This window comes from Cellvibrio mixtus subsp. mixtus J3-8 (genome assembly GCF_000766945.1).
Taxonomy (GTDB): domain Bacteria; phylum Pseudomonadota; class Gammaproteobacteria; order Pseudomonadales; family Cellvibrionaceae; genus Cellvibrio; species Cellvibrio mixtus_A.
The window spans coordinates 340,698-359,432 of sequence record NZ_ALBT01000032.1 but is presented as its reverse complement, the minus strand read 5'-3'; the positions used below and the strand labels follow the sequence as shown (position 1 = coordinate 359,432).

Genomic DNA, 18,735 nt, shown 5'->3' with positions numbered 1-18,735 from the left:
CCTAACCTGGCGGCCAACGGTACGGCGTCGTTTGGTTTCCTGGTGAATAACCCCGGGGCTGCACCCACGGCGTTTACCCTCAACGGGGCGTCTTGTGGTGGCAATACCAGCCAACCCGGCACCAGCAGTAGCAGCTCAGCCGGTAGCAGCAGTTCTGTGAGTAACGGTTTAGCCGCTCGCTGGTTACTGGATGCAACCAACTCCACGTTCCATTTCGTGACCGTGAAGAAAAGCACTGCGGGTGTGGAAACCCCGGAAAACCTGACCTTCAGCACCTTGCAAGGTACGGTTTCACCAACCGGTCAAGCCACACTGACTATCCCGCTGGCGAGCATCAATACCGGTACTGCGATTCGCGATACCCGTATGCAAGACCTATTGTTCAAATCCAGCTACTTACCCAGCTTGCACTTCACCACCCAACTGGATTTAACCGCTATCAGCGCCCAGGCAACCGGCTCTACCGCTGTACAGTCGGTAACAGGTAACCTGATCCTGAATGGCGTTGTGAAATCAGTGGTGTTTGATGCATTGGTAGTTAAGCATGCAGATAGCAGCGTGAGCTTCTCCCCGCGCAAACCTATTGTGATCAACTCAATCGACTTCGACTTGAATGCCGGTGTTGAAGCACTGCGTGCCGCAGCGTCACTTTCCACCATCGGTGAAAAAGTACCGGTTTACTTCAAGCTGTTCCTCACCAGCAATAACCCGGCCAATACGCCGGCGATTAGCCTGCCAACCGCTCCAACCGCGCCGTTGAGTCTGACCGGTACCGCAGTTTCTACCGGTGCGAGCTTGAACTGGGCCGATACCAGTGCGAACGAAACCGGCTTCCTGGTTCGTCGTAAAGGTGAAGATGGCCGTTGGGTAACCACAACAGCAACCGCAGCAAACACCGTTTCTTACCTGGATGCGCTGACAACCGCTGGTAGCTATGACTATAAAATCATCAGCTATACCGACAGCATTCCATCAGCCGCGACCGCACCTCTCACCCTGGTGTACACCGGTTCCAACAGCACCAGCACATCGACTTCTACGTCTACCTCCAGCAGTGTGAGCAGTGCAGCGTTTACCGGTAATGCGACCACCGGCCAAAGCATTTTCACCGGTTCCGGCAGCTGTACCGGTTGCCATAAAGACACTAACGGCGACGGCGTATTCAGTGAAGGTAATATCCAGTTCAATGTGAATAACTTCACTTACCATACCCTGGCGAAGTATGCGGCCAAAGGTTATACCGGCACGTCAGCACTGGACCTGTCGGTGTTTATCAAAGACAACATGCTCGGCCATTGCAATAACAATGCTTGCCAGGATGTTGCTGCATACCTGTGGTCACTGCGTGGCAAAGTCACCACCAGCAGCACCAGCACATCAACCAGCTCGGCGTCGTCAAGCTCGGTGAGCAGTGTGTGTGTGGGCGATAGCTGTGCCCCGACCTACGCTGATCGTTCTCTGCGTATCTTGAGCAAGAGCGAGTACATCAACAGCATCAACGACCTGACTGGCATCAACCTGAACACTACCCTGGATGCGGCTACCCTGGCGTCGATCCCGGCGGATATCCTGGTCAATGGCTTCACCAACAACACCCGTGCAACCATTTCTGAAAACAGTGCGCGCGCTTACGAGTTGTTGGCCGGCAAGATTGCCGATGCAGCAGCGGCGAAGAGCTTCTCTGGCATTGCAACCTGTAGCGGAACCGTTGCCGCATGCGGCGATGCATTTGTTGCTGATTTCGCCAAACGCGCATTCCGTCGCCCACTGACTGCTGAAGAAAAGACAAACTACCTGACCTTCTTCTCTTCCAGCCTGGGTGTAAGTACTACCAGTGATGCACTGAAACTGGCCCTGCGTGCGGTATTTACCTCACCACAATTCCTGTATCGCAGCGAGATGGGTGTGAAAGTGTCTGACCTGCGCGCCGGTACCGTGGACTCAACCGCGAATATCAGCATTAACGATATTCCATCCGCAGACCGTACCGCATTGCCGGATACCGCTTACGTGTTGACGCCGTATGAGATCGCCTCATTCCTGGCTTTCACTTACACCGGCAGCACACCGGATGCAACCCTGTTGGCAGCGGCGGATAGCAAATCCCTGTGGACCAAAACGCAAATTGATGCACAAGTAACCCGTCTGTTGGGCACCACCAAAGCCCGTCAACATTTCGGTAACTTTGCTGTTCAATGGTTAGATGGTGAAGGCTTGCCTTACGATGCGCGCGATCCAGCCCGTTATCCGACCTACACCGCCGATGTGCAGAAATCCATGCTTGAGGAAGTTCGCGCAATCTACAACGACGTGCTCCTGGACGGCGCTCCGTTCGCGAATTTGTACAGCAGCTCTTACACCTTCGCTAACCAGGCATTGATTAACTTCTATGGTTTGACTGGTTCTGCCGGTTCTGCGTTGCAAAAAGTGAATACCACTAACCGTGGCGGCCTGTTGGCGTCCGGTGCATTCACTGCCCGCAATGCGCACTTCGCAAAAACCGCACCGGTCATCCGCGCTGTTCGCACCCGTCGCGCCTTCCTGTGCCATGACGTACCTAACCCGCCAACCGGTGTAGCGCTGGACCAATTGCGTGAAGATCAAGCCAAAGCATTTGATGCCTTGAAAGCCAGCCAGGGTGGTTTCGCGACTGCACGTCAGGAGTACCACTTCCTGACCAGCGTAAGCCCATGTACCAACTGCCACTTGAAGATCATCAACCCGCTCGGCTTCGGTTTCGAAGACTTCAGCCCGGTTGGCCTGCCACGTACCCGTGATGACAACAACCTGTCTGTCGCCTTCCAGGATGACGACGGTACGTTGTACGGTATAACCAGCGTGGACGATGGCAAATCATTGACCTTTACCGGCACCAAAGACCTGGGCGCCAAACTGGTCGCGTCTCCGGATGGCTTCTCACAACTGCGCGCCTGTTTTGTGGAAAACAACTTCCGCATGGCGTTCGGTACCGGCATCAAGTACTTCGACCGCAACCTGGTTGGCAGCGATGACAAGCCAATTCCGTTGCCGGCTGCACAACAGCAAGCTAACGCAAACGAAGTGGCTAGTTTGATCCAGCAAATGAGCGCCAATAGCGACAGCCCCAAAGCCATGCTGCAAAGCCTGGGTAGTTTGAAGTCGGTTCGCTATCGTAAAGACTTCTAAAAGTCAGCAAACCTAAAAAAATCGGGCGGGGCTACCACCCCGCCCTTTACAAAAAGATTTCTTCCCATCAATCGCCAGTGCTTCACTGGCAAGGGATAAAAAGGGTTTTAACTATGAATGACTTCAAAAAAATGGCTGATGAAAATCGCCGCGATTTTTTAAAGTTTGTTGCCAAAGCCGGTATCTCCATTCCTGCACTCCAGGCATCTACCCTGGCGATGGGCGTTATGTCCAGCCGCTTTGCCGAGGCCCAAACATCGTCCAATAAAATTAAACGTGTGATTTTTGTGTTTATCCCCGGCGGTACTCCGGGCTTTGCGTCCTACAGCTTCACCCCCACAGTAGAAAGCAATGGCAGCCTGACCATGAAGGCCTGCTCGCAATCGATGGATACCCATAAGCAAAACTGCATTTTCGTGCACAACGCCGCCATCGTTTCCGGCAATGATCCAGCCGGTGGCCACGGCCTGACCTTCCGCGTATTGGGCGCCTTCAACGGTAACGGTACGACCGTGGATAATGTGCTGGCACAATCGGTTGTCGGTGCCAGTTCACGCTTTGGTTCCTTGCGTTTGGGCGTTATCGCCAACTCGGCAACAGGTGCGACGCTGGACTGCTCTATTTCTTCAGTGAACATCTGGACCCAATCAACCTACGTCAGTAACCCACGTACGGTGTTCAACAGTTTGTTCACTGGCGGTGCCAGCACCGGTACTACGGCGCAACAACAACAGTTGAAGATTTATGACGTGAACCTGGCAGCGCTGACCAAAATCCGCAATCAATTGTCTACCGAGGAACAACTGCGTGTAGATGAAAACATTGCCGCAATCCAAAAGTTGAAAAACGATTTGAACAATTCCACCACTACCACCGGTGGCGCGTGCACCAATCCGGCCTGGGATAACTTCGGCACTGGCGAAGCGGACCCAATGCTGGGCGCGCATTTTTCACAATTGTTTGACCAGCAAGCACGCAACGCTGCCTTGGCACTGGCCTGTAACCTGACCAAAGTGGTTAGCATCCAAATGGGTACTGACGGCGGTAACTTCACCGCACCGGGCTTCAGCGATACTTACCATGGTTCTATCCACGTAGGTAAAGATGATCCGTTCATTGCCCAACGCGCTTATTTGCAAGGTCGCGTGGCCAGCCTGATCAATATCCTGAAAACCACACCGGATGAAACCGGTGCGCCACTGTTCAATTCAACCCTGGTTGTACAGCTGAGCGACATGGGTAATGGCCAGGTCCATATGGGTGAAGATGCGCCGTTGCTGTTGGCAAGTGGTGCCAGTACATTCCGTGGCGGTCGTGTAGTCACCGGCAAAACCCACACCCAGTTGCTGGATAACGCGGCGCAAGCGATTGGCCTGACGGGTTATACCGCGTACTCGGCGGGTGCACTTTCCGGCGTTTGGTCGTAAAGGTTTCGTTGTTCGGGGATCAATAAACAGCGCCTTTGGGCGCTGTTTTTATTTCAGGGTGGGGATTTATTGTGTGCTATTGGTAAACGAATCGAGGCTTGCGTAAGCCGCTAATCACTTAAAATTTATTTTTCCTGATAAATACGCCGCAGTTCATCCGCAATAATCTGTGCACCCTGCTCGACGATTTTCGGGTCCTGGCAATAAGTCACGCGAATGCATTCATGCTTGTGTTGCCAATCCTCTTCCAGGCCCGGAAAAAAATGATGGCCGGACACAACCAGCACACCGCGCGCTTTCAACCGCTGATAAAGCGCTTCACTCGAAATCGGTAAATTTCTGCACCAGAGCCACAAAAAAATCGCGCCTTCGGGTTTATGGATCAAACAGGGCAAATCATCGAGATATTGTTTGAACGTTGTAACCGCATGCTCCATACGCGCGCGATAAAACGGTGCGACTACTTCGCGACTTAATTGCAAAATTTTTCCGTCCGCTAACAAATGCCGCGCAAGTGCCGGGCCAAAATTTCCCGTCGCCAGGCTAAGAATCGTATTGGCTTTGGCGAATGCATTAATCATTTCCGGATTGGCAATGACAATGCCGGTGCGTGCGCCGGGCAAACCCAATTTCGACAGGCTCAATACCAAAATAGTGTTGTCATTCCAGTGTGGCTGCGCATCGGCAAATAAAATATTCGGAAAAGGAGTGCCGTAGGCGCCATCAACAATAAACGGTACGTTATGCACGCGCGCCAGTTCATCCAGCTTTACCAATTCTTCATCGCTGATGACATTACCCGTGGGATTGGTGGGACGCGACACACAGAGCGCACCGGTTTCTTCGGTTATTTTTAATTGCGAAAAATCAACGTGGTATTTAAAAAAACCATCTTCCAATAATTCAATGTTCGGACGCGTGGCGGTAAAAAAATCCTCGCAGATCCCCAAGTCGCTATAGCCCAGATATTCCGGCGTTAACGGCAATTGAATACGCTTTTTGCTGCCGTCGGGATATTCCCCCGCCAGCAAATTAAACAACACAAAAAATGCGGACTGGCTGCCATTGGAGAGCGCGATATTGGCGCGCGAAATCGGCCAACCGTATTCGCGCGTAAGTAATTCCGCAATGGTATCCAGCAATTCCGCATCGCCCTGCGGCGGTTGGTAAACGCCTAATAATTGATGTGCTTCGCGCGCATCATCCAGTGTTGCACGCAAGGCTTCTTCAAAGGCTTGCTCCATCGCCGGAATACGTGCCGGGTTGCCGCCGCCCATAAAAATCATATCGGGATTAACCCGCAGCGCATCGCCCAGGTCATCCATCAAGGTGACTATGCCAGCATCAGTACAAAGTTTTTGGCCAAAGCGGGAAAGCGATAAGGAAGCAGAAGAGGAAGTCATGGAATGCGCCAGTCAGGGTTAACAACTGGCGGCAATCTAACGGCAGACGGGATAAAACGCCAGAATCAAATCAAGCCAAATTTTCGCAGGGTATCGGCAAGCTTGTCAGGGTTAACCGGCTTCTGGATAAAATCCAGCGCGCCCAGTTGTGTCACACGGGCGTGCGCAGTGGGTTGTATGTCGCCGGAAATCACGATAATCATCGCATCCAGCCCCTCGGTTTTAACGGCTTCCAATACCTGGTAACCATCCATTTCCGGCATGGTCAGGTCAAGGAACACCATTTCGCCTTTGCCGTCGCGAATCGCTTGCAATCCTTCGGCGCCATTAGTGGCAAAGGTGATATCGACCTCCAGGCCTTCAGGTAAGGAGCGTGCAACTTGCTTGCGCGCCATCATAGAGTCATCACAAATCAACAAAGGAATTGCCATAGCGGGAACAAATCTTCTAATGATTAAAAAGTCATAAATCGAACGTTATCGAGAGTATAGACAGGGATCTTTCCTCGCAGAAATATTTTTACCTTCTTATTTGGATGGATTTTGAGCTGCCTCGCCGACAGAAAACAAAGACTCCACGGACCGGTCCAGCCGCTCGCGGGTAAAGTGATCCACCGCCCCCAACTCTGTCACCGCCTCCGCAGCCCAAGGCAAGCCCGACAGGCAATCGCGCTCTTTCGGCAATTGCCGCGGCACATCGAGCATGTCAGCCAAATCGAGCAGGCGCAGGTTTTTCAAATCATGGCAAAGCAAGTAATCGCCCTGGTAGTTAGTCGTCAGTACATGGTGTTTCACCAGGGTTTCGCTGATACGCAACCATTGTTCCGCCGATAACCCTTGCCGCAACAGCGCCCGCTCCGGCACGGTGTTGCCGTCGCGCGAGGCCTGGTAGCAGCGCCACAGGATCATCAGGCTGGCAAGCAAATCGGGGTAGTTGCGCACACGCAAACCGATTTGGTGAGCATTAATCGTATGCACAAATACCGCTCCCCCCAGAATCACAGTCCAGATCAAATTGACCCACAGCAGAAACAGCGGAACAGCGGCAAACGCCCCGTACACCAGCGTGAAGGAGGAGTGGCCGACGATCCAGCCAAAGGCCGCTTTTAATCCCTGGAAGCACAAGGTGGTGAAGAATCCGCCCACTAACGCATGGGTGACCGGCACCTTGCAGTTGGGCACCGCTACAAATAACAGGGTGAATGCAGCCCAAGTCAACACCCAGGGCGCAAATTGCAACACGGTTTCCACAACGCCAAGGCTATCGTAGGGGCCGACTAACAAACGAAAGGACACCAGGTAAGTACTCATCGCTAAAGCAACGCCTAGCAATAAGGGGCCCAGACTTAGGATCGCCCAATACAGCAGGAAATTGGCGACGCCGCGACGACCGCGCGCTACGCCCCAGATAGCATTAAAATTCTGCTCGATATTCTTGAGCATCAAATAGGCTGACACCAACAGAAACGCCAGGCCAAACGCGGTAAGCTGGCGCGCCTGGGCGGAAAAATCCTGCAGGTATTTGCCCAGGTCCTGCTCGCTATTGGGCAGGAAATGATCGAACACCAGGGCCTGTAGTTGATCGCCCAGATTCTGGAAGGCAGGGATAATCGAAAACATCGAATAGGTAACGGTCATCATCGGCACGGTAGCGAAGAGCGTTACGTAAGTCAGTGAGGCCGCACTTTTCTGGCACTCTTTGGCTTGATATTGGCGAACCATCAAACAGAAAAAACCCAGCAACCAGCGGTAATGCATCTTTATGTTGGCCAACTGCTCACTTAACCATGGCATAGCGATAAATCCTTAAACCTAAACCGGAACCCAGCCGCTATAATCGGCCTCATTCCCACAATGGATATTAAAAATGGTCACACTCTACCATAACCCGCGCTGCTCAAAATCGCGTGACGCCTTAAGCCTGCTGCGCGCTAACGGCGTAGAACCGGAAGTTGTCCTCTATCTTGAAACACCGCCAAACGCAAAGGCCTTAAAAGCACTGCTTGCAAAATTAGGCATCGGCCCGCGCGATTTATTGCGTAAAAGCGAAGATGTTTACAAAGAATTAAATCTGGGTGATGAAAAACTAGGGGACGCGGCACTGATTAATGCCATGGTGGAAAATCCCAAATTGATCGAGCGCCCTATCGCGATTAATGGCGATAAAGCCGTTGTAGGGCGCCCGCCCGAAAATGTCTTAACCATTATTTAATTGAAAATTTGTTAAACATCGGAAGAACATAGCCACAACATCGTTTAATGAATTAGAGACACATTATTTAAGAGGCCATCTTATGTCTGCCTATGTACTGGTGTTGTATTACAGCCGCAATGGTTCCACCCTGGAAATGGCGAAACACATTGCACGGGGCGTTGAACAAGCCGGCATTGAAGCGCGCTTGCGCACAGTTCCCGCCGTGTCCGCCACCACTGAAGCCACCGAGCCCGGCATTCCTGACAGCGGTGCGATTTATTGCAGTGCAGAAGATTTAAAACATTGTGCCGGTTTGATCCTCGGCAGCCCTACCCGTTTCGGCAATATGGCAGCGCCGATGAAATATTTTCTGGATGGCACCAGCGGCCATTGGTTAAATGGCGATTTGATTAACAAACCCGCAGCCGTATTTACCTCGACCTCTACGTTGCATGGTGGCCAGGAAAGTACGTTGTTATCGATGATGTTGCCATTGTTGCATCAAGGCATGGTAATTGCCGGCATTCCTTACAGCGAACCAGGCTTAAATACCACGCTGACGGGCGGTAGCCCATACGGTGCATCGCACTTTGCACACGGCGATAAACCCACCAGACTCAGTGATGTTGAAATGGATTTATGCCAGGCACTGGGTAAACGTGTTGCAACACTCGCATTGAAATTACACAGCTAGATATTCTGTACCCAGATCGCCTTAGCACCCGTTTTATTAACACCGCAACACGATAGAACACAACAAGGTTTATTCATGACTCAACCCGAACACGCGCACGAAACCGACAGCGGCAAGCGTAAAAAAGACATTGTTATCACCGATGCCGACGCCATCATCTTGCAAAAAAAATTGCGCATTGGCCGCCTGCTGACACTGGGTTGCTATTCCGGCTTATTATTATTATTTACCGCACTGAATCTATTCCGCGAGAGCGGTAATATCAAATTGTGGCTGGTACAAATTATTCCATTGCTGGTTTTTATTCCCGCGTTACGCAATGAAACCCATCGCAGTTACAGTTGGTTATGTTTTGTCGCACTGATGTATTTTCTGGTGATCATTCCACTGCTAATGACACGCTGGTTGTGGAGCGATTGGTTAATCACGATATTAGTCACTGTGTTATTTATTGCCGCCATGATGACCAGCCGCTGGTTGCAATACTGGAATTATTATTTGTACACCAAACAATCCCACTCGCCCGCTGTTGATGACAGCAATCAATAATCAGGAATTTATTGTGTCAGTCAATCATTACGAACCACCAGTTCCACCGAGCCCACCACCGCTTACACCACCACCCGCGACGCCCCCCCTCGTCGCTATTAAAAAACCGGGACCATTGCGTCGATTTTTTGGTGGCATTGGCGGTGGCATTACCTGGCTGCGCAACACGGTGATGAATATTTTCTTCCTTTTATTAGTACTGCTCATCATTGCTGCCATCGGATCAAGTGCACCCAAGCCACTACCGGCAAGTTTTGCATTGAGAATCGCACCGACGGGAATTTTGGTTGACCAGCGCAGTTATATAGATCCGACCAGTGCATTACTTTCCGAAGAAGATCCGGAAGATAATGAAACAGTTGTCAGTGAATTGGTTGAGGCAATTAACAACGCGGCGGCCGACAAACGTGTAACCACACTGGTGCTGGAACCCGGTCGCCTGGTTGGCGGTGGCTTAAGCAAAATGAATGAGCTTGGCCAGGCACTGGAAAATTTCAAAGGCAGCGGCAAAAAAATTATTGCGGTCAGCGATAACTATTCGCAAGAACAATATTACCTGGCGACCTACGCCAACGAAATTTACCTGCACAACATGGGCACGGTAGAAATCACCGGTTATGACCGCTATATGAATTACTACAAAACCGCACTGGATAACCTCGGCATCACTATCCATGCATTTCGCTCCGGTAAATATAAAGATTACCTGGAGCCATTTTTGCGCGATGACATGTCCGATGAATCGCGCGAGCACAACGAGCAATGGATCAACGAACTCTGGGCAACCTACACCGGCAATGTTGAACAACGCCGCAAACTTGCAGCCGGCAGCATCAACGATTATGTAAATAATCTGGATGCACACATGGCCCTCACTGAAGGTGATAGCGCCAAACTTGCGCTTGAAAAAACATTGGTAGATAAAACTGTTTCGCGCCAGGAAGCAGAACAATTATTAATTGATGCCGCAGGCAAAAGCGATGAAGGTGATTGGTACAACGGTGTTGGAGTGAGGTCCTACCTTGCAGATATTCGTAAATTGCCAACGCTGGAAAAAAATAAAGTCGCGGTTATTGCTGCGGTGGGTTCGATTGTTGATGGGCACCAGCCCGATGGCAGCATCGGCAGTGAAAGTATGGTGGAATTATTGCGCCAGGTAAAAGATGACGCCGATGTAAAAGCGTTGGTGATTCGTATCGACTCCGGTGGTGGTAGCGCGTTTGCATCAGAAATTATTCGCGCGGAAATTATTAAACTGCGTGAAAAAAATATTCCTGTTTATATTTCCATGGGTAGCGTTGCAGCATCCGGTGGTTATTGGATGGCAACGGCGGGCGATAAAATCTGGGCACAACCAACAACCATCACCGGCTCTATTGGCGTATTCGGCGCATTCCCTACACTGGAAAATTCGCTGAAAAAAATCGGTATCAGCACTGACGGTGTAGGGACTACCGAATTGGCAGGCACTATGCGCCTTGATCGTCCACTGAGCAGCAAAGCCAGCAAAGTGGTACAGCACAGCGTGGACAGTATTTACCAACGTTTTATCACCCTTGTTGCCGATGCGCGTAAGCAGGATAAAAACGCGATCAATGAAATTGCACAAGGCCATGTGTGGACCGGCACCAAAGCCAAAGAAATTGGTTTGGTGGATGAATTGGGCACGCTAAAAGATGTTATCGCCGCAATTGCTACCGAAGCCAAACTCGACAAGTATAAAGTAGAGTTTGTGCATCGCCCGCTTTCACCGAAGGAGGAATTAATCAAGTCATTGCTCGGTGGCCAGGCCGGTACATTGGCTCCCAAAACCTTACTGGAAAAGTTTTCATCGCTCGGTGTACTGAATGATCTGGCACCAGCATTAAAACCATTGCAGGAAATCAAAAGCCTGAATGATCCACGCGGCATTTATGTGAAATGTTTTGAGTGTGTTGCGCCTTGATGAATAAGCAATTTGGCAAAATGATCAGGAATTAATTTGAATCAATTGCCGTAAACAGAAATTTATTTTTATTAAACAGGCGGGTTAGTATGACTAACCCGCCTGTTTTTTTCACACTCATATTTTTATTTCACTCGCAACCCGTTAAGCCGGCGATCCAATCATTTACCACCTGCACCGCCCCGGCATCAACCAGATGCGTTGCCAGCGGTGGCATTTGGCTGCTATCCCGCCGCTTCATTCGCTCCAGCACAATTGACCGGGCGGGTTCACCCGGCACAATCAAGCGCGCGTTGGCAATTCCCAAGTCACCCACTAACGGCAATGAATTGCAAGCGTTAGTGGCAGACAACGCAGTAGTAAAACGCAAATCCAGATTTGTTGGCGTAGGTCCATTCGGGCTATGGCACCCGCCGCAATTGCTGTGCAGGTAAGAGCGTGCACGTTGGGCGAGGGTCGCGCTGGAATCATTTAACGAAAATAATTTTTCCGCTTTTTGTGCAGAGGTCGGAGCGGATGAAAATAACTGGATATGCGTTAATGTATCCAATTGGTTGGCAGTAACATTACTCGCCGGATAACGCAGAGCGGCATTTAGCTGCGCCGTTTCCAGCCCTAACGAGAAGTTGGCCACTTCGGTATGGCAAATCAAACATTGCCCTGCACTCGGATATTGCCACTGAATACCGTCAATGGTTTTTTCTTTCGCATCGCTTAATAAATTCGCATCAGTTTGATCATCGCGCCATTCATAACTAAATCCTTGCCAACCCAATTCGCCGCGCGCGAACAATCGCGTCTCAATAAATTTATCGCCCAATTTAAAATGCTTCATCAACACACTGCCAACGGGAAATAAAAAATCACCATTTGCAGCGAGATCAATCTTGCGATTATCCGGCACCGAGAGATAGCGTTCTTTTTCTGCTGAGTCCGACCACAATTGATTTTCAACCTGATACGGAATCATCGCCGTTGCCGGCAATGTGGGATTACCCGCACTCACGCAACCGGTTTCCGAAAGACGCTGCGCCATGGTGCCGGGTACACGCTCACCACCCGTGGCCTGGAGTTTTACAATTTGTGAACCGGCACCACTTTGGCCAATCGCATAAAGCTCGCCCTGGTTATCCTGCGCAAACGACACTATATCCACCGGCACATTGCCATGGCTATTTACACTGATACTGCTATCGCTATTGCGAGTGATTGACTGCATGGTATTCAGGCAATAGTCGGTAAAAAAATATTTTCCATATGCTGCCGGGTACTGCGTGCCGCGATATACAAATCCACCAATTACCGAACAAACACCGGTGTTGTGGCTGATTGATAACACTGGTTTGATTTTATTGGCTGTAGAACAATTGGGCCTGCCGCTGTAACAGCTATCACCCTCCATATCACCCCAACCATAATTGCCCCCACCGGTAATTAAATTGACCTCTTCCCAAGCCCCCTGCCCGACATCGCCCGCCCACAATTCACCGGTTTCGGTATCGAAACTAAAACGCCAGGGGTTACGTAAGCCATAAGCCCATATTTCCGGTGCGCCACCACTGCTGGCAAATGGATTATCGGCAGGGATACCATAATTTTTTCCACCGCCAGTTGAATCGACATCAATACGTAAAATTTTTCCGAGCAAATTATTTTTATTTTGCCCGTTTTGCTGCGGATCGCCGCCACTGCCACCATCGCCCGAACTGATATATAAAAAACCATCGTTACCAAACGCGAGTTGGCCACCGTTATGGTTCGAATAAGGCTGGTCAAAACGCAGTAAAATTAATTCGCTGTTTTTATCAATAGTACCGTTAGTGGCAAATTCATAACGCGCAACACGCGACTCCAAATTATTACTTGAATTTAATCCCATGTAATAAAAATACACGTAGCGATTGCGCGCAAATTGCGGGTGAAATGCAATTCCAAGCAACCCGGTTTCACCCCCATTGAATTCGACACGGTCCTCAATATTCAACACACTGGTCAACGTATTAGCGGATGCTTGATTGGGAAAGCGCACCACGATTCCTGATTGGCGCAACGCATACCAATTTGCATTGTCATCCGGCGCCTGGATTAAATTGGTCGCTTGGGAAATATTTGGCAAGGAAGGAAATACAGCACTCCAGTTGATACTCGTAGCACCCGACCCTACCGGTGCAGGTGCGAGGCAGGTTTTATTTACAGGGCGATTGGCGAGGCCTGAAATAACACTGCTGGCAGAGGAAGCTATCGCAGAAGATTGCACACTGGATGACATAATCGGCATTGAAGAAACAGCCCCCGAAGAAGTTGCCGGTTTACTGCCACTACTTCCTCCCCCACAAGAAACCAATATCCCACAACCAGTAATAAAAATAATTTTTCTTACGCAGGTTTGCATGGCACATCCCTCGGCGTTCACGGTTTATGTGATATATGGACTCATAATGCGCTGGTTAGATCCCTAAAACCAACGCACTATTCACATAAATAAAATCTCACGCCTATTAACAAAACCCACTTCCCAAAAGAACAATTTGTTCATACAAAAGCTGTTCATAAAAACCACCTCCAATAAAAACGCCAGCATCAGGCTGGCGTTAGGGAGGGTCAATGCATGTTCGACCAGGTATCGATAGGAATTTGCTCAGGTTTGATAAACATTTTTATTAATAACAAAAAATTCCATCATTTCTTGTAATTGTACCGCCTGGTTACTCATTTCCTCCGCCGTACTATTCAGCTCTTCCGCCGCCGAAGCATTCACTTGTGTGGTTTGCGCCAATTGGCTTACGGCGGAATTAATTTGTTCCAATCCTTTGGATTGCTCGCTGGATGCTGCACTGATTTCTTGCACCAGATCTGCCGTTTTGCGAATAGAAGGTAGCATTTCGTTTAACAGGCTACCGGCACGCTCAGCCATTTGCACACTTTTTCCTGCAACTGAACCTATATCTTGCGCCGCGAGCTGGCTACGTTGCGCCAGCTTGCGAACTTCTGCGGCCACCACGGCAAAACCGCGCCCATGCTCTCCGGCCCTGCCCGCCTCGATTGCTGCATTTAATGCGAGCAAATTAGTTTGGTAAGCGATTTCATCAACCAGACTGATTTTTTCCGCAATCTGGCGCATGGCTGCTACCGTTTCGCGCACTGCATCACCACCTTGCGCGGCTGATTTTGCACTGTGGCTGGCGATGGAATCAGTGGCTTGGGCGTTATCGGAATTTTGTGCAACGGCCGCAGATATTTCTTCTACTGACGCGCTGGTTTCTTCTACCGTTGCCGCTTGTTGCGTTGCGGCTTGCGATAAACTTTGCGAGGTGCTGCCAATTTGCTCGCTCGACTGCACCAGTTCCTGCGCCGCATGGCGAATATTCGCAATAATATCTACCAGTTTTTCACTCATGGTTTTCATTGCACCTGATAACTGCGCAATTTCATCATTGCCGCGCACATGAATCGCGACGGATAAATCACCTTCAGCCATACGCAATGCCGCATCGCGTGCACTGTTAACGGGATTGACTACCCAATTGCGAATACACCAGATTAAAATTGCCGCCACAATAAAAATGCTAACCACGCCAATTAAAATTGCAACGCGACGCATTTCAATCACATCTTCCATCATTCGTTCCGCAGGGACACTCACACGAAATGACCAGGGTGAGGTGGTTTTACCAACATTAACCGGCACTGCGACCTGGTACGCATCCGCTTGCAGATGATCATCATATAAATCGCGTCCCAATACTTTTCCGTTATCGACTGCATTTAATAAATCAGGATCAGTAATTTTTTCACCGACATTTTTTGCATTACCATCCCCTACATAAATTCCGCTGTGGGACAACAAGCTAGCGTAACCAATAGCGTAAGGTTTTATTTTACTGACTTGCGCCTGGTAATCAGAAAGCGCGATATCCACACCCGCAACACCCAACACTTGTCCATTGTAAATAATGGGTACCGCTACGGTAGTGATCAATGTTTCCTTGCCACCCACATTGTAAATATATGGCTCGATCAATGTTTCCTCGCGGCTGTTTTTTGCTAACAAATAATAATCACCGGCACCGGGTTTGTCGTAATCCACTAGTGCTTCAACGGCGAGATTGCCCGCACCGCGATTCCAGTAAGGCACATAGCGACCGGTGGTATCGTGCGCATTGGCATTGCGAAAATTATTATCTTTGCCATCGAATGCATTGGGTTCAAATGCGGTCCACACGGCTAAAAAATCCGGATTGTTTTGCAGGAATTGACGCAGTAATTCATCCGCGACTTTGCGGTCAGGATTGGTCAAACGTAGCGCTACTAATGCAGTCGCCAGATTGCGTGACGCACTCATCGCAACTTCTAACCGTCCTTTTACACTGAAGGCTTCATGTTGGGCCAACTCCTCGGCGTATTCTGCAGCCAAATCATGTTGCATATGGCTGGCCTGGGAATTCAGCACCCATAAGGTGACTACATAACTGATAACGACCAGCAAGATGATGGACATCATCTTGGTGTTCAGACTGTTGAGTTTCATGATGGCTCCCTCGCCGTCTTTGCGACGCCTGACTGAAATTCCTAAAGCATAGTCCGGTTTGGCCAAAAGCCAGCTGCAACGTAAAGAATCGTTATGAGGGTTTTTACTCAGGCATAAAAAAGCCAGCAGACGCTGGCTTCATATCCTGCACAATAATGGAACAGGAAAAACTATTTTGGCGTTAATGCCTGGAGCGCAGCAGATACATACACCAGTGGCGCATTCCAGTTAATCGCGATTTCATTACTGGCATAGCTGCAGTAATTATCCAGATACGATTTTGCCGCCAGGTTCGAGGGATAAACGGCCTGGCAATCGGATTTATCCTGCTGTCCCGGCTGCGGGCCACCGGCAATAAAACCGGGGATGGGTTCGGGAATCCCATCGGCTTCCGATGGACGATGGTGAGGATGCAGTGTCGACCTTTCCCCAAAGCCAGTGACAAATGAAGTATCGGTTGCATTGCGCCCCAGCACGTAATCCAGCAGCGATTGGGATGCATCCAGATATTCACGCTTGCCGTTCAAGCGGTATGCTTGTAACAACATCATCGCCTGGTTTAATGCCGTTGAATTGCTGCCCCAAACAAAATTATTACTTTCCATGCTGACTTTGTAAGGCGATACCAGCCATGCCGCTATCAACTTGTCTGCGAGGGTATTAATGCGATTGGCAATTAACGCCTGGTCCGCAACGGAGGTGAGCTTGTTGCGATGATGGGCTAGCGATACCCACGCCAAACCATGCACATCACCCCACGAAGGAACCGAATTAAATACGTTCGTTGGTTTCAACGCGGTGTAGTAACCCTCTTTTTGGGTAGAGATGTATAACTCGGCGGCAGCCCAGGCAAATTCATCCGCTAATGTTTTATCGCCATATTGCCCAGTAAATACATCGGCAGGTTGCTGGTAAATAACTGCGGGATTGGTATTCGCCCAGGCCCAGGCGGACTCTGCTGCTGCGAGCATTTTTGCAGAGAGCCCGGGCAATTGCGTTTCATAAGGGGCGAACACGCGGCTGGCAACTGCCATTACCGCCGCAAAATCCAGCGTCGCTGCAGTGGTTTTTTGTACCAGGTAACGCTCGCTGGTGGCTTGGTGGGGCATCACCGTGCCATCAAAATTCTTGTTGGTCAGTTTGTGATAGACACCGCCATCATTCGGATCTTGCATGGTCAGCATCCATTCCAGGTTCCACAATGCCTCGTCAAGCAAATCCGGTAACGCATTACCGCTTTCGGGAATCACCAAATTCTGGTTGTTAAATATTTCCGGAAAATGCTCGTATGCGGCAAGCAAGGTGTAAGTGGAAATACCCGAGTTAACGATATATTTATTGTAATCGCCAGCGTCGTACCAACCTTTGGGGCTGGCTACGAGGGTCCCCGCAGGGCGCGCATCACTCGCAGCCGAGGGATGAATCAATACATTGGTGTCGGGATGGCCAAGTGGCCGCGCAAATTTCCCCGCAAACTCCGGCAACAATTCAATGCCACTGCGATTGAAATAAAACGCTTTAATGCTCGCGGCATTCAATGCGCTGTACACATCAGGTGCGATGCTAAATATGTGTGAATCAGCAACACCTTCAACACGCAACTGATAATCGCCCGGCGTTTTTACACTGGAAAAATCCGCCAATTTTACGTTTTCACCGGAGGCATCCCATATTGCTGCCACACTTAAAGCCCCGCTAAATACTTCAGTATCGCTGCCAGCTTTTAATAATGTAAAACTGCTCGCCGCAACGCCAGGAACCACGGCTAATTTTGCGGACTCGGGTAAAAATCCCAATTGGTTTATTTTGATCAGCCCGGTATTTGTACCGGAGTTCGCCGCCGCAGAAATAGATGAAGAATTATCGGAGTCACTACTATTACCACAGGCAACAAGAAAACTGGAAAGACTGATTGCCGCAATGATGCGAGCCAATCTCGCAGGCGCAAAAAATATAAAGGGCATAGCATTCTCCATTATTGTGCGAACGAACCAACGCATTAAAAGAGCTGTGCATAAACCAGGGTGAAGACGAACATCCGTCGCCCCGGTTTACGCATATATATGGGAGGTGGTTATACGATAGGAGAGAATTGTGGTTGCGATCCCCAACAGGATCAAATTGCTAATACTTTCTTTACAAAAGGAATCGTCAATTTACGTTGCTCAGCCAGAGAGGCATGATCCAAACGCTGTAATTGCCAAAACAGTTCATTGGTATCACGCGGCAGGCGCTGGATTATGTATTGCGCAACATCATCCCCCAGCTCCAAACCACGGGCACGGGCGCGCAATTGCAATGCTTGCTGTTTGTCTTCATCGCCAAGGCTATGCACCTGGTAGGTGATGCCCCATTGCAAGCGCGAACGCAAATCTTCCAGGGAAATTTCCAACTCGCGCGGACTATGCTCTGCGGCAACAAGCAAACGCTTACCTTGTTCGCGCAGGCGATTATATAAATTGAAAATCGCCAATTCCCAATCGGAACGGCCGGCAATACTCGGCAAACAATCCAGGCACACAAGATCCAGATCTTCCAGGCCGACAAATAATTCATCGGGCGCATAACCAACGAGATCGCGCAAGGGAAGGTATTGAGCCGATAAACCCAGTTCCTGCGCCTGATGACAGGCGGCTTGCAACAGATGGGTCAATCCGCAACCGGGGGCACCCCATAAATAAATAAATGCCTCCCCTTTACCATCCAGTTGTTCACGCAAACCTTGTACAACCATTGCGTTATGGGTTTGCGCGGGTGCGTAGAAATTCTCAAAGGTGGCGTCATCATTTAAATTGACGCTGAGGGATAACTGCTGCGGCAAGTTAATCATA

At 49.9% G+C, this 18,735-nt stretch carries 12 protein-coding genes and 1 pseudogene; 6 read left to right on the top strand and 7 right to left on the bottom strand.

Features of this window, described 5'->3' with window-relative positions:
• Both A596_RS01530 and A596_RS01525 read left to right on the top strand, forming a co-directional pair.
• A partial coding sequence (locus tag A596_RS01530) for a DUF1592 domain-containing protein (protein WP_039912073.1) occupies positions 1-3,165 on the top strand: 3,165 nt, incomplete at its 5' end.
• Between the two features lie 113 nt (positions 3,166-3,278).
• Entirely contained in the window at positions 3,279-4,592 is a 1,314-nt protein-coding gene (locus A596_RS01525; RefSeq protein ID WP_039912072.1) for a DUF1552 domain-containing protein, read from the top strand.
• Between the two features lie 125 nt (positions 4,593-4,717).
• Here the strand turns inward: A596_RS01525 and A596_RS01520 are convergent, their stop codons facing one another.
• The 3 genes from A596_RS01520 to A596_RS01510 form a co-directional block, all read right to left on the bottom strand.
• Positions 4,718-5,995, bottom strand: a complete 1,278-nt coding sequence (locus A596_RS01520; RefSeq protein WP_039912071.1) for a valine--pyruvate transaminase — start codon at positions 5,993-5,995, stop codon at positions 4,718-4,720.
• Positions 5,996-6,060: 65 nt separating this feature from the next.
• A complete protein-coding gene (locus A596_RS01515; protein WP_039912070.1) occupies positions 6,061-6,426 on the bottom strand; it encodes a response regulator in 366 nt (121 codons plus the stop codon).
• 96 nt (positions 6,427-6,522) lie between these two features.
• Complete coding sequence (locus A596_RS01510) at positions 6,523-7,788, bottom strand: YihY family inner membrane protein (protein ID WP_052417117.1); 1,266 nt, start codon at positions 7,786-7,788, stop codon at positions 6,523-6,525.
• A gap of 73 nt (positions 7,789-7,861) precedes the next feature.
• On the opposite strand from A596_RS01510, the gene arsC reads away from it, so the two are divergent.
• The 4 genes from arsC to sppA all read left to right on the top strand — a co-directional run bounded on the left by arsC (position 7,862) and on the right by sppA (position 11,376).
• Positions 7,862-8,206: an arsenate reductase (glutaredoxin) gene (arsC, locus tag A596_RS01505; RefSeq protein WP_039912069.1), complete on the top strand. Its 345-nt coding sequence runs from the start codon at positions 7,862-7,864 to the stop codon at positions 8,204-8,206.
• 82 nt (positions 8,207-8,288) lie between these two features.
• Positions 8,289-8,882 (top strand): NAD(P)H:quinone oxidoreductase, encoded by a 594-nt coding sequence (gene wrbA, locus A596_RS01500; protein WP_039912066.1) that lies wholly within the window; start codon positions 8,289-8,291, stop codon positions 8,880-8,882.
• A gap of 75 nt (positions 8,883-8,957) precedes the next feature.
• On the top strand, positions 8,958-9,431 hold the full coding sequence (locus tag A596_RS01495) for a DUF2069 domain-containing protein (RefSeq protein WP_052417116.1): 474 nt from the start codon (positions 8,958-8,960) through the stop codon (positions 9,429-9,431).
• Positions 9,432-9,444: 13 nt separating this feature from the next.
• The gene (gene sppA, locus A596_RS01490) at positions 9,445-11,376 is read left to right on the top strand and encodes a signal peptide peptidase SppA (protein WP_052417136.1); all 1,932 of its coding nucleotides are present in this window, start codon (positions 9,445-9,447) and stop codon (positions 11,374-11,376) included.
• A gap of 130 nt (positions 11,377-11,506) precedes the next feature.
• On the opposite strand, the gene A596_RS01485 is transcribed toward sppA, so the two are convergent.
• The 4 genes and pseudogenes from A596_RS01485 to hda form a co-directional block, all read right to left on the bottom strand.
• Complete coding sequence (locus A596_RS01485) at positions 11,507-13,768, bottom strand: PQQ-dependent sugar dehydrogenase (RefSeq protein WP_084127895.1); 2,262 nt, start codon at positions 13,766-13,768, stop codon at positions 11,507-11,509.
• A 246-nt stretch (positions 13,769-14,014) separates the two neighbouring features.
• Positions 14,015-15,631: pseudogene (locus A596_RS01480) on the bottom strand (methyl-accepting chemotaxis protein); the annotation flags it as partial.
• Positions 15,632-16,074: 443 nt separating this feature from the next.
• Positions 16,075-17,868 (bottom strand): glycoside hydrolase family 9 protein, encoded by a 1,794-nt coding sequence (locus tag A596_RS01475; RefSeq protein ID WP_052417114.1) that lies wholly within the window; start codon positions 17,866-17,868, stop codon positions 16,075-16,077.
• 152 nt (positions 17,869-18,020) lie between these two features.
• The gene (hda, locus tag A596_RS01470) at positions 18,021-18,734 is read right to left on the bottom strand and encodes a DnaA regulatory inactivator Hda (protein WP_039912064.1); all 714 of its coding nucleotides are present in this window, start codon (positions 18,732-18,734) and stop codon (positions 18,021-18,023) included.
• Position 18,735: the final 1 nt, after the last annotated feature.